Raw genomic sequence first — 14,131 nt, forward strand, 5'->3', positions numbered from 1 at the left:
GGATCATTTGGCGACATCCTCATTCTATGCCCCTATTGATTTTAATTCACATCAAGTTAGTGCAGTTTTATTCGATTGCGCGTACAGCGGGTGATTCTGCAGCGGCTACAAGCTTGCAGGCATTACCATATTGACGATCTCACGGCTTGAGAAGGGCGTGAATGAGCTAGACGTACAGATAGCGAGCCATTTCTTACAAGCGAACAGGTCCAATGTTCTCAAGCCCTTACTCAAACTTACAAGCTGACGTAATATAGTTTGCTGATATTGCAAGCGAGCCGGCCTGGCCCGGTATCGCACTAGAACATACTTAAGTGCCAGCCCAGGGTTTTGCTGCTTGAGAAAGCAGCTTGTTTGATGAATTGCACGCTGTACTGTAGGAAACTATAAATGCGAGACGTTCTATCTAGCTGTCAACCACGCCGCGAAATCTTGGCTGGCACTTTCAATCCAGAGATATTCACGGCGAGCCTGAGCCGCGTCTTAGGCGACTATCGCAAGGGCGAGGCCCGCGAAGGGGCGAGCTCGCTCTACTCTGACCCGGTGGCCTTCTTTCGCGATGCCACTCACCCGACCCAAGGGCTGTGCACCATCCTGGATAACGCCTTGGCTCGGCTGACCAACGGCGATCTGTCGCGCCCGGCCATGCAGCGTCTCGATACCGCCTTCGGGGGCGGCAAGACCCACACCCTGATCGCTTTGGCTCATGCCGCCATCTTGGGGCAGCCGCTAGCCGAGCACATGGCTGGTATCCTTGCCCCCGAGCGCTTGCCGGCGCCGGGCCAGGTTCAGGTGGTCGGCATCATCGGCGACACCGTGGATACCCTGCGAGAAACCGCCGGTGGCGCTTCGCCCAAGCCTAATACCTTGTGGTGGATGATCGCCCAGCAGACACTTTCCACCGAGCAGCAGGCCTCGATCCAGTCGCGGTTGGATGACGCCTCAGCGCCGGCTTCGGATGAATTTTTCGATACGCTGTTCGGCGACCGGCCGACGCTGATTATCATCGACGAGATTGCCCAATACCTCTCGCGCATTGAAGCCGCCTTCCCTGGCGTAGGGGCTGAGCAGTCAGCTGCCTTCCTGATGTCGCTCTCCACCTATGCAGCAGGCAGGGCCAATGTCTCGGTGGTGCTGAGCCTGGCCTCGGCCACCAACGCTTTCGGCGACTTCAACAAGCTAATCCGCAAGCTGCAGTCGACCCACAGCATGAGCTCGGCGGAGGCCGAGGCTGTGATTCGCGAGGCGCAGCGGGGCGTGCTAGACGTGGTCAACCGAACCTCGGAGGCTACCACCCCCGTGCAGGAGGGCGATCTCTCTCGCATCATGGCAAAGCGTCTGTTCGTCTCAGTCGACCAAGCGGCGGCCAGCGAGGTGGCCTCGGCGTTTATCGAGACCTACCGCCAGGCCGGCACAGACTTGCCCGCCGGTGCCAACGATCCGCAGCTGCACGAGCGGCTGGTGGCGCACTATCCGTTCCACCCCACGCTGATCGAGTTCCTCTCTGAGGAGCTGGCCCAAGTGGAGAGCTTCCAAGGGACTCGTGGCCTGCTGCGCACTCTGGCGCGTGCCGTGCGCCGCATCTGGGAGGCTAGACTGGACATTCCGCTGATCCAAGTCGGCCATATCGATCTCTCGGATGGCACCATCCGCAACGAGCTGCTGGGCAAGACCGAAAACAGCGACCTCGTTCCGGTGTTGGATTCGGACATTAGCAAGGCCTCCGGCACCCAGGCTACTAGCCGCACCGTTGCTGGCGAGCTCGATGTCGCCAATCCGCACCCCGATGGCTACCCGGTGCATGAATGGGCCTGGCGCTCGATCTTCCTGCACAGTCTGATCGGCCGCGGCGGCGGTCTACAGGATGAGAAGTTCGGCATCGACATCACTTCAGCGGTGTATGAAATGGCCTCGCCGGCCATCAAGCCGGCCACTGTGCGTTCAGCACTGGAAACCATCGAGCGAGAGGCCAACTACCTACGCGAGCGAAGTGGTCGCCTCTATGCCGATACCGTGCCGACTCTCAACAACATCCTGCGCCGTATCGAGGGGAACGTGTCTCATGCCGAGGCCATGACGCGGGTCGAGCAGGTGGTGCGCAGCCTGATCAAGGGCTCCTCTGTGTTCGATGTTCATCCCAACATTGATGACAGCGAGGGCATCCCTGACAAGACTCCCAAGCCGCAGCTGGGCATCCTCGCCTTCGAGGTGGAGGAGATGGACCCTGCGCTCTTCATCGAACGGCGCGGTGATAAAGTGCGTCAGTACCAGAACCAAGTCTTTCTGCTGGCCCCTAGCACTACCCACATAGCCAGCGCCATCTGGAATGAGTCGCGCACCCACCAAGAACACCGCACTCGCCAGAACATTCTCACCTTGGCGCGAAAGGCGATTTCCTTGGAACGTCTCAAGGAAAACCCCGAAAACTGGGGTGTCAGTCATGAACAGCTACAGAAAGGCGAGTTCAAAGATCGTGCTGCCAAGAGCCCGGCCGAGCTGCGCACCGCCATCGATGAGACCTATCGCTTCTTGATTTACCCGGGACGTGAGGGGGGCCGTGTTGTGGTTCGGGACCTCGGTAAGCGTGGCGCCGGTCCCACTGCAGCTGGCTCCGGCGGCCTTCACCTAGAGGATGCCATCCTCAAGCAGCTGGCCGAGGAGGGCGAGCTGATTACCGACGATCGGTCCTCTACTGCGGAGACCATAACGCTGCTCGGTAAGCTGTTCTTCGATAGCCTCAAGCAAGTCAACGTCAGCGATCTGACCGAGCGCTTCGCCACCCGCCGAAACTGGCCGATCTTGCAGCGCCCGGCGCTGCTTGGCAGCGTGCTAGTAGAGGGCGCCAAGCGTAGCAGCTGGTGTCTGGGTCACATGCCTGACAAGACCAGCCATAAGCCCGATGCCCTCTACCACAAGGACAACCCGCCCCCGCTTACCGTGGATCCTTTGGATAACGGTGGCGAGGAATGGATTCTGTGCACCAAGGAGCATGCCAAGCAGCTTGATTGGCTGGTAGATATTGTACGAGACCCCAACACCATCGCTGCCTGGATCAAGCAGACTATTCAGAGCCGCGATCAGGTCGACCTCAATCAGTTGCCGCAGATTATTGAAGATGAACACGACAAGGTAGAGCCACAAGTCCTTCAGCAGCAACTGGAATACCTTTTCGCCCAGCGGCAGCTGGTGGCCTACCCACAGGACGCTTTCGATGAGAGCGGTGATGCTGATCCTGAACAGGCGATGACCGGCGACAGCATTCCGGTAGGAGGCATCACCAATGGTATTGTGGTGCCCTACCAGACGGCCCAGGCTCGCGGCTGGATCACCAAGCCCAAGGTGCAAAACCGCTCCTTTGCGCTGCGCGCTCCTGAGAAGATCAAGCAGCTGTTCAACTTACTCTCTGGCACCGGACTTGCCCAATCGCAAACAGAGGTGCAGGCGCTACAGATCCGTGCGGAGACACCTGACAAGGGCCCATTCCAGTTGATGTTTAGCCAAACTAAGGTAGGCTCCCTGGTCGAGAGCCGAGCCCTGTTTGCCGCGCTGAATAATCGCTTGCGTTTCACCGCTGATAAGCATGAAGTTCGCCTGACTCTGGGCGAGCAGGACTCAAACTGCAAGTTCACCAAGATGCTCGAGCAACTGGAAGGATAAACACCGCCGATGGCCACGACCGCGAATAAAGCGGCCCCCCGCGGGCGTCTCAAAAGTTCACAGGCTGATGAAGCGCAGCTGACTAAGCTAGCCAGGCGTTCGCCCTATGTGCTGCGGCTGACGCGCCACAAGGATTTGCCGTCCCCGGTGCTGATTATCAAGGAGCGTATCGCCCCGGAGGACCGTGACGATACCGAAGGGCTGACCAACCCACGCGCCAAGCACGTTGAGCGAGGCACCCTGCACGGCGAAGGCGTGCGCGCCTGTCTGCCGGTTCTCAAACGCATCCTCGAAGAGGTAAAGGACGAGCAAGGTATACCCTTGGGCTTAGAGAGCTATATGTCTTCTCAAGGGCTCAAGCACACCGACCTCAACTTCCCCTTGGATGAGGCGGCCGGCGCGCGTCTGGCGCTGTTTTTTCGTCTGCAGACCAAGGTGAAGGACGTCGACCGCATCGAGCTGATCGGCCGACGGGTGGCGATGTTCTCCCGGGAAGAGGCCGTCTACTGGCTGGCCAACGTGACCGCTGCCGACCCGGTGCTGCGTAGCTGGGCCACCAGTGGGTTGCGTATGCTGCTATGCGGCGAGGCCGGTGACAGACGCGTGCCGCGTATCTTGGAGAAAGTGCGCACCCGTGGCTGAAGGATAGAAGTCGATGTGGCTTGCAGAGCGGGCCGGAAAAGGCGGCTTAGCCGGGCCATGAACTGCAGCGCCAAGAATGTATGATCAGCTAGGCCAGTTGCTTGGCTGTCGCCTTGTTAGAGGAAGCAACAGTATGAATGTCATCGAATCAGGCCTGACTACTACCAGCATGCCGAGTACCAGCACCCCCCAGTCATTGATAGACGATCAGCGCCTGATCGAAGCCGGGTTTCCTTGTCATCAGGTAGGCCCAGAAACGCAACGTGAGCAGAGTGTTGGTGATCAGCCCCCGACGCATCGTTTGCACGTTTGGTGGGCACGCAGACCACTAGTGCCAAGCCGTGCAGCTATTATGGCGTCGTTGTTGCCTGCAGATACGGATTCCGAAGAATTTGTGAAGGCGTTAGGAGTTCGTTTAAAGGTAGCTGATGTTGGTGGTGTTGGCTGGGTGCTAGACGAAGCCAAGCTGCGTGATCGCGTCGTAAGTATAGATGGCCGTGCCACGTTGGAAGTAGACGGCGTGATTCATCGTGCTTTGATCAAAGCTGACGAAGAGCGTGCTGATCAGCGCTTAATGATTCACCAAGTGCTTGAAAAGTCACCTGAATTAGCGGAAGAAGAGACGATCCAAAAATGGCAGCAATTAGCCCAGCAATTTCCCTACTTACCTCAGTTAGGTGAGCGGCTACACGTTCATGAAGAGATGGGTGATCCTGCTTGGTTCAAAGAGTTAATGGAGCTTGCCAAGAAAGCGGGTGTGCGAGTGCCAAATCTTTACGGTTATGACCGCGCTTATCACAACAAAACTCCACTTACCAAAGATTCCAAAGTTATTCTTGACCCAACTTCTGGAGGTGGCTCGATTCCTTTTGAGGCACTGCGCTTAGGCCACAGAGTCATTGCTAACGAGCTTAATCCAGTTGCTAGTATCATACTTAAAGCAACACTTGACTATCCCGTACGCTTTGGCAAAGAACTGCTGGAAAATATTAGACACTGGGGAACAAAGATTGAGGAACAGTTGGACGAGCGCCTACTCTCTCATTTTCCCAGCTGCAATGCTGTGGTGAGTGCGTGCGATCCGAAACCTGTTAGCCGAGATATGTCTTACTTGTTTTGTCGCCAAGTAACTTGTCCTCACTGCGAAGGTGAAGCTCCGTTGCTAAATGCATTGTGGTTAGCAAAAAAAGGAGATCAGTGGGCTGTTTCAATTAAAACTCACCCGAATAAATCGGTACGTTTTGAACCGTTTGAATTTACAGCTGATAAAAGAGGCCTTAATGTCGCAGATTTAGAGGCAGGGACTGTGACGAGTGGTGTTGGTCAGTGCGTTCATTGCCAGCAAGCTATTTCTGGCGATGAGATTAAACGTCAAGCTCGTGGAGAGTCTGAGTATGGTAAATGGAAGGATGTACTGTATTGCGTAGCAGGTGTTCGCATTGAACCTAAGCTTGATAAGCAGGGAAATATTCAGCGCTATGCCAGCGGTGAGCGTAAAGGGGAAGTCAAAACCCAGAAAATACGTTATTTCCGTGCGCCTATCCAAGCGGATCAGGATGCTTTGAAGGCAGCAGGGCGTGAGCTAGAAGAGCGCCGTCTGGATTTTGAAATGAAGGGGTTAGTGCCGAATGAACAAATCCCTGCAGGTAGCAAGACAAGTGAGCCCATGCGTTATGGCATGAATAGTTGGGAGGACATGTTTACACCTCGCCAACTGTTAGGCCATCTGACGGTGATGGAAGCCTTGCATGACGCAAAGCCTCAGATTCTCGCAGAATTAGGTGAAGAACGTGGCCGAGCCGTCATTACATATTTGCAGTTTGCCATTGATAAAGTAGTTGATTACAACTCAAAGCAAACACGTTGGCATTTTTCTCGGGGAGTTCTTGTTGGAACTTTTGGTCGGCATGACTTTTCGCTCAAATGGACATTCGGTGAAACAGTCTATGCAGGCTCATCATCTGGGTTTCGTTGGGGTATGTTGCAAATTCTAGATGCTTATAAAGGAATTGAGCTTCTTGTAAGGGAGCGTGCTAAAGAAGGATTGACCGATAAAGATTTCTGGCAACTAAAAGGCTCAGCTACCAACATGGCCGAAGTAGAAGCCTCTAGTGTCGATGCGGTGGTAATGGATCCTCCGTACTATGACAACGTTCAGTACAGTGAGCTGTCTGATTTTTACTATGTTTGGCAAAAACGCACTTTAGCTGATCTTTATCCGAGTTGGTTCGATGATGAAGTGACTGACAAGACTACTGAGGCGGTTGCTAATCCGGCGCGCGATGGTTCAACCAAAAACGCCAAACTTCGCTATGAAGAATTAATGCGCAATATCTTTGCCGAGAGTAAGCGGGTTTTAAAACCCAATGGCATAATGACGCTAATGTTTACCCACAAAAGCTCTGATGCTTGGGAAACACTGACCAACGCCTTGATCCAGTCAGGTTGGGATATTACGGCCTGCATGCCCGTAGAATCAGAGGGAATGAACTCTACGCACCAGAAAAATATAGCTGCTGCTGCATCTAGTATCTTTATCACTTGTCGGCCTACAAGCCGTAGTGACAGACCAGCCTCCAGTTGGGTGTTTGAAGTTAAGGGCAAGCTGGAAACCGCGGTAAGGGAAGGTCTGGTCGAGTTTGATCGCCTCAAGCTCAACCCCGTCGATCGCATGATCGCTTCTTGGGGGCGTGCGCTGCGCGTCTACTCTGCATACTGGCCTGTGCAAGATGGCGACGAAGACGTGCCGCCAACCCGTGCCATGCAGGAAGCGGCCCGCGTGGTGGCAGAAGAAGAGGTCAGCCGTCTCTCCGGTGGCCTAGTTACCGTCGATGACTTGGATTCTGAATCTCGCTTAGCGGTGATCGCTTTGGGCATCAATGGACTGGGCGATTTCGCCTTCGATGACGCCCTGCAGATGAGCCGCTCGCTAAACTTCCGCTTGCAGAATCGCAACGGCAACTACCGCGTCAGCGACGACATGGTGGCCTACGCCAACGTCGGTGAAAACGAGCGCGCCGCACCGCTTGCCATCAAGGGCAATAAACTGCGCCTGCTCAAGCCCGAAGAGCGTACTACTTCCCGCCTAGAGAATCCGCAGACTCTGTGGGATGTGCTGGGTGGCCTGATCGTCACCTATCGCGACGGCGGCATCGTGGCCGCACGTAATTTCCTGACTCAGCATGGAAAGCACGACAGCGACGCTCTGCGTGGCCTGCTTAAGGTATGGTCCAAGGAGTGCCGCGATGAAGAACTCAAGCGCGAAGCCCAACTGATCGACTACGAGCTGTAAGGAGAGTGGCCCATGCTCACTGAGCTGCGATTGCAGAACTTCAAGGCCTGGGGGGATACCGGGCCCATGCGTTTGGCGCCGTTGACGGTGATTTTTGGCACTAATAGCTCGGGAAAATCGAGCTTGGGTCATCTGCTGATGGCACTTAAGCAAACTGTAATGCTGGCTGATTATAAGCGCTCTTTGCATCTAGGAGATAACAAATCGTTGATTGACTTGGGTACTTATGAAGATTGTGTATATGGGCGTGACGTTACCTTGCCAGTCGAATTTGAACTCCGGTGGAAGCTTAATCGCGCTTTGAGTATCAAAAATATTTTCGATACCTCTCAAGTGTATCAAGGCAGAGAGTTGGGCCTGCATACCAAAATTGAGCCTAGTGAGATGCTGCAGCCCGAGACACATCGGTTTGATTACTCGCTATGGAATAATAAAGAAAAAACTTTAAACATTTCTCATGGGCTGGAGGGCGATAAGGCTTTTTTGGAATGCGAACCTCTGAAGTTGGTGCGGGCGCAAGGTCGCGGGTGGCCAATCGAGCCGCCGGAGAAGTTCTATCGATTTTCAGATAGGACGCTTTCTAGGTATCAGAACGCTGATTTTCTTGTTCAGTTTGTGTTGCAAACTGAAAAACTCTTAGAAAATTTTTATCACCTTGGTCCGTTGCGGAGTCATCCGCAGCGTTTTTACTCTTGGTCAGGGGACACGCCTTCGAGTGTTGGTACTGAAGGCGAGCTGACCATACCGGCGCTTCTAGCGGCTACCCAGCAAGGTCGAAAGCTGAATCGCGGACCAAAGCAGAGTTATCAACCGTTTAATACCTTCATTGCAAGCTGGCTAAAAGATCTTGGAATCATCCATAAGTTCAAGGTCGAACCTATTGCAGCCGGTCGCAAAGAGTATGAGGTGTTGATCCAAGTTCATGCCGGGGTTCCTTGGGTCAAGCTGACCGATGTAGGTTTTGGCGTATCTCAGGTTTTGCCCGCTTTGGTACAGGCGTTTTATGCTCCACCAAACTCGGTACTATGGATGGAGCAGCCTGAGATTCACTTACATCCGCGTGTACAAGCCAATTTGGCGGATGCTTTCATCAGTGCGATCCATGCGAGGGAGGAAGGCGAAAATCGCAATACTCAGCTGATCATCGAAAGCCATTCAGAACACTTCCTTAACCGCCTGCAGCGCCGTATTGCCGAAGGCGTATTGAAACCTGACGAAGTGGCGGTTTACTTCGTGACACGTAAACGTAACGGCGCCCACTTGGAGTCGTTACGGCTTAACGAGTACGGCGACATCGAAAACTGGCCGGATGATTTCTTTGGCGATGACATGGAAGACATCACTCAGCGGGCGCTGGCCGCCGCGCGGAAGCGCCAGAAGAAAAAGGCAAAGGAGGCCGGTGCATGATGCGAGCCGTGGTCGATACCAACGTGCTGCTGGTGGCTAACAGAGATCATGCGGATATATCGGAGGAGTGCGTGATTATCTGCATCGAGGCGCTTACAAACCTGCGCCAGGCGGGGATAACGGTGATCGACGACGAGTGGCGTATTCTGCGTGAGTATCAGAATAAGCTGAACCCGAACCGTGGCCAGCCAGGCCCAGGCGAGGTCTTTCTCAAGCATTTGCTGCGGCATCATAACAATGCCAAGCACGTCGCCGAGGTGTCGGTTACTGTGAGCGCCGAAGACTGGTTCGATGAATTTCCCGACCAAGTATTACAGCATGAGTTTGATCCGCCTGATCGCAAGTTTATCGCTGTGGCTGCGGTCGATGATGGTAATCCGCCTATCCTGCAGGCCGCTGATTGCAAGTGGCTGAATTGGTGGCAACCGCTAGCCACGGCCGGTGTTCACTTCCGCTTCGTCTGCCCCAATGACGTGGAGCGGTTCTATTCCCAGAAATTTCCTAGCCAGTCTGTACCCAAGTTTCCGCCTAATGAGTGATTTTTTCCGCTTCCCCCACATCTCGCACCTTGCCTGGCTTGGCGAAGGCGACCCTCGCGATGACAAGCTGCTTGCTTCCTATGATGTCGAGGCTCTGCTCGATTGCGAAGTGCTGGTAGAGGAGAAACTCGACGGAGCCAATTTAGGCATTTCTTGGGGAGATGATGGCCATCTACGTGCGCAGAACCGTGGTGCCTACCTTGAGGCACCTTACCGTGGTCAGTTCTCCCGCCTTAACCAGTGGCTGATGCAGCACCTCGCGGTGTTCCAACAGCACTTACCTGAACAGGTCATTCTCTTCGGTGAGTGGTGTGCAGCGCGCCACACGCTGGATTATGCCGCCTTGCCGGACTGGCTTCTGGTCTTCGATGTTTACGACCGGTTTGCAGGGCGCTTCTGGAATCGTCAGCGGCGCGACGAGCTGGCTAATCGACTTGGGCTTGCCGCAGTGCCTCTACTGGATAGCGGCCACTTCACCCCTAAGAAGCTGGAAAACCTGGTGCGCAGCGGTCGCAGTGCCTACCGAGAGGGCAAGCTCGAGGGCCTTGTGATTCGCCAAGACGGCCCCGAGTGGTGTGAGCGTCGTTCTAAGCTGGTTCATCCCGATTTTATGCAGCAGATCGAAGAGCACTGGCGATCCCGGGCGCTGGAGTGGAATACGTTGGCTTCACCAACAGATTTATAGGTTCAGGATTACCCCGTACGGAGGCCATCATGCCATTACGCGACTACCCTTGGGAGCCGAGCTACGCCACCTCCGATATCCGTGACGATGGTAAGCTTGTGGATGTACTGCACGACTTCTATATCCCGGCGCTGAACCGGGTGACGCACTACGATCGTGTCGCCGGCTACTTCAGCTCTTCGTCACTGGCAGCGGCATCACAAGGGTTTTCGCGTTTCATCGAGAACGGCGGAGAGGCACGCTTCGTGGTCGGTATGCAGCTGGATCCCGATGATGCTGCCGCGATTCTTCAAGGGGATGAGCAGCGTGCCAGCCAGGCCATGCTGGCCGAGCTGGCATCGCCTCAGCAGTGGCCATCCGCCATGCGCCACGGTGTCGAGCTGCTGGCTTGGATGGTGGCCAATGGCTATCTCAGCATCCGCGTCGGTCTGCGGGTGCATGCCAAGGATGGCTCACCGCAGCTAATGGACTATGCCCAGGATGGCTACATGCATGAGAAGTGGGCGATTCTCGGCGATGGTCAGGATGAGCTGTATATTTCCGGTTCGCTCAACGAGTCGAAGACGGCATTGGCCATCAATGCTGAAAACATCAATGTGCATCCTTCATGGGAGAATTGGGGTAAAAAGGCGATCCCTCAGAAGCACCGGAACTTCAATGCGCTGTGGCAGGGCAATCATCCAGCGATCAAGACTTTTTCACTGCCCGAGGCGGTCAAGTCCGAACTGGTAAAAATTGCTCGTAACGCTGGCAAGCTGTTCGAGATCGACGGAACCCCGAGGGCCAATCCGTCGAATCCAGTGAGAGAGAAAGATGAGCTTTTACCGAGTTTTGCCGAGCGCCTGCGTTTTGCCATGCTGCGCCTCGCGCCGCTGCTTCCGGGCGGCGAGCGAGTCGCCATCGAGACCACGCCCATCGAGCCTTGGCCGCATCAACGCTTCGTGGCCAATCGATTGCTGGAAACCTATCCCCGCAACCATCTTCTGTGTGACGAGGTGGGCCTTGGTAAGACCATCGAAGCAGGTCTGGCTTTCCGGGCTCTGTGGTTGAGTGGTCGCGCCAGCACGATTCGGGTATTTGCGCCTGCCTCGTTGACCTCGCAGTGGCTGGTGGAAATGGCAGAGAAGTTCTATCTCCCCTTCGTCAGACGAATCAGCCGCAAGGGGGGCTGGGAACGTATTGAGCTGCTGGATGGCAAGCTGGAACAGGGACTGGGCCAGATGTTTGATGCTCCATTGGAGATCATTTCGACGGGGCTGGTGATCAACCGCCACGGCGGCAGGCTGCTGACCAACCTACCCGAGACTGACTTGGTGCTGGTGGATGAGGCACACAAGGCTAGGCGTCAGACGCCGGATAACCAGTCCGTCATGCCTCGCTTTAACAGGCTTTATCAGGAGCTGCAGAGTTCGCTGTACAGCAAATCGCGCACTCTGTTGCTAGCCACGGCTACGCCGATGCAGCTCAATCGTGTGGAGGCCTTTGATTTGCTGAAGCTGATGCCCTCCGCCGGAGCCGTCCAGTTCTCCGAGGATCTGTGCGAAATCTACTACCGGGTTCGCGACAAGCTGCTCAACCAGGAGCCGATGGCCGACTACGAGAGCGAATGGCTGCGTCGCTACCTGAACAATGTGCGGGCCTCTTCTCCGGAACAGTGGCACTTCGTTAACGAGCACGTGCTGAGCCCATTCGGTAGATCTGGGTTGGAGGATTTTACCGATCGCTGGCTGGAGCCGATGATGTGGGAAGAGGTGCAGCCAGCCTTGAGCCTGTTGGCGCCGCTGGGGCGCAGTATGCTGCGGCATACGCGCTCGCTGCTGCGCGCTTACCAGCGTAAGGGGCTGCTGAATGCCAACCTCGCCTGGAGGGAGGTTACCCCCAGCATCATTCCGCTCGACGGCATCGAGCGTGAGGTCTATGACCAACTGCAGGAGTACTGCGCCGACTTGGCATGTCATATGGCTTCCAATATGGAAGAGGGCCAGCAGCGGGCAGCTATAGGCTTCTACCTGAGCTTTCTGCGGTTGCGCTATGCATCTTCCTTCTATGCGTTGCGATGTTCTCTGGAGCGGCGTCTGGTTAAGGTACAGCAGACGCTCGATCGCAAAGCGCAACAGGTCGCGACCTCTGATGTTTCACGTGAAGAACTTGAAGAGCTACCGGACGACGAGGTGGAAGGTCTGATCCTCAAGCACCGGACCGAGAGTGACCTGACTTGGGAACAGGGCGCTGTCTCGCGGTTGCTTACAACCATGGACAAGCTACCCACCACGCCCCGCAAGATGCATCAGCTGCTGGAGCATATCAACCAGCGGCGCATCGACTGTAGCGACCGAGTACGTCAGCTGGTGCTGTTCACTCGTTATACCGACACCATGGAGTACCTTCATGGAGAGCTGCGCCGGCGCCTGACAGGCTGCCCGATCGGCACCTTCTCAGGAGCCGGTGGCACACTGCGGCAAGCCGGAGAGTTTCGGCCGGAGCGGCTGGACCGTACCACTATCAAGCAGCGCTTTGTGACGGGGAATATCGATATCTTACTGTGTACGGATGCGGCTGCCGAAGGTCTCAACCTGCAGAGCGCCGATCTGCTGATCAACTTTGACCTTCCTTGGAATCCCATGATGCTGGAGCAGCGTATCGGACGTATCGACCGCATCGGACAACATCATACGCAGATCCATGTGCTGAACTACCTCTATCAAGGTAGCGTGGAGGAAGTAGTGTACTCACGCTTGGTCAAGCGCTTCCAGGAGGCGCTGACTGTCTCGGGAGAGCTACAGTTCTCACTTCTGCCTATTCAGCCTGAGGATTTCGAGGACTACGCCAAGGCTGAGGGTGAAGAGGGCAAGATCGATGAGGAAGAGCTTATTCGCCGGGCGCAGGTCCATGCGAAGCGGATTCAGGAGCGCCAAAAACTCACTGAGTTCAAGGCCGAGGATCAGAAAGCCGCCTACGATCACCTAGAAGCACAACAGCGCCGCGAGCCGCTGCCAGCCTCATTGGAAAGCATATGGAGGATTATCAGCGAGAGTGTCTATCTGAAGGCCTTGGGCGGCGGCATCGAGAGCTTCGCTCATGGCAATGCCTTCCGCCTAGTGGACGTTCCAGGTGTGCCGCGCGATGTACTGCTGACCACTTCCCGTGAATTGTTTGAGCATGGTTTGGGAGCCGAGGACACGCGGCGGTTGCATTTCGCTACCTACGGTGACCCGGTCTTCGAGAAGCTGCTTGACTCCATGCTGCAGCCATTTGATGCGGTTCTGTCAGCATGGCAGGAGCGCAAGCTACTCTCGGCACTGCAGCTCGGTGGCCAACGATGGGCGACAGCGGATGATCTCTTGGGAGTCGAGCCTCCTGAGGGGGGCGAGATTGAGCTGATGGCCCGTACTGAACGTCGACTGATTCGACAGGATGATCGCATTGGCCGGCAGCAGAAGATAATGCTTGATGCTTCTGCCGCCAGCCTTGCCGAGCAGAAGCTCAAGCCAAAGCCTGATACGCCCAATAATCAGATAGCAGAATTAGACCGGTTCCGAGCTGACGTCAATCGTCGCCATGGTCAACGGGTGCATCTCAAATTTGGAGCGCCAGATCGCAACGGCATGCTGGCCTTAAAGGACACGCTGCTTTGGCCGGTTTGCGAAGAGACAGCTGTTTTACGGGTTGATGCCGACCCACTACTGCTTACTGCTACACGAGACCTGATCCTCAGGCAGCTGGGAGATATGAAGAAGGACAGCCGTACAAGTCATGATGTAGCAAGGAGACTGAGGGAGAGTACTCTTCAATAGTGTTGCGTTTATAACTTGAGGTCGTCGGATATGCTTGATCTCGAAACAGTAGCAGTGGTTGCGGTTTGGTTGCTGATTGACGGTAATCAGTGCTCCTCATGTAAATCATGGGATT

General features: G+C 55.4%; 7 protein-coding genes. All 7 read left to right on the plus strand.

The window, feature by feature from the left end; translation table 11 throughout:
- Positions 1-390: 390 nt before the first annotated feature.
- Positions 391-3,657, plus strand: coding sequence for a DUF499 domain-containing protein (locus tag B9G99_RS12330; protein WP_086622422.1), 3,267 nt, complete (start codon positions 391-393; stop codon positions 3,655-3,657).
- Positions 3,658-3,666: 9 nt separating this feature from the next.
- Positions 3,667-4,299 carry a DUF7680 family protein gene (locus B9G99_RS12335; protein ID WP_086622423.1) on the plus strand — a complete coding sequence of 211 codons (633 nt, stop codon included), beginning with the start codon at positions 3,667-3,669 and terminating at the stop codon, positions 4,297-4,299.
- Positions 4,300-4,432: 133 nt separating this feature from the next.
- Complete coding sequence (locus B9G99_RS12340; protein WP_227875807.1) at positions 4,433-7,591, plus strand: DUF1156 domain-containing protein; 3,159 nt, start codon at positions 4,433-4,435, stop codon at positions 7,589-7,591.
- 12 nt (positions 7,592-7,603) lie between these two features.
- Positions 7,604-8,998, plus strand: a complete 1,395-nt coding sequence (locus B9G99_RS12345; protein ID WP_086622424.1) for a DUF3696 domain-containing protein — start codon at positions 7,604-7,606, stop codon at positions 8,996-8,998.
- Entirely contained in the window at positions 8,995-9,537 is a 543-nt protein-coding gene (locus tag B9G99_RS12350) for a hypothetical protein (RefSeq protein ID WP_086622425.1), read from the plus strand. Before B9G99_RS12345 ends, B9G99_RS12350 begins: the two co-directional genes overlap by 4 nt.
- A complete protein-coding gene (locus tag B9G99_RS12355; protein WP_086622426.1) occupies positions 9,530-10,222 on the plus strand; it encodes an RNA ligase family protein in 693 nt (230 codons plus the stop codon). The genes B9G99_RS12350 and B9G99_RS12355 overlap by 8 nt, the downstream gene beginning before the upstream one ends.
- 29 nt (positions 10,223-10,251) lie before the next feature.
- Positions 10,252-14,016: a helicase-related protein gene (locus tag B9G99_RS12360; protein ID WP_086622427.1), complete on the plus strand. Its 3,765-nt coding sequence runs from the start codon at positions 10,252-10,254 to the stop codon at positions 14,014-14,016.
- Positions 14,017-14,131: the final 115 nt, after the last annotated feature.

Source organism: Kushneria konosiri (assembly GCF_002155145.1).
In the GTDB taxonomy this organism is placed as follows: Bacteria; Pseudomonadota; Gammaproteobacteria; order Pseudomonadales; family Halomonadaceae; genus Kushneria; species Kushneria konosiri.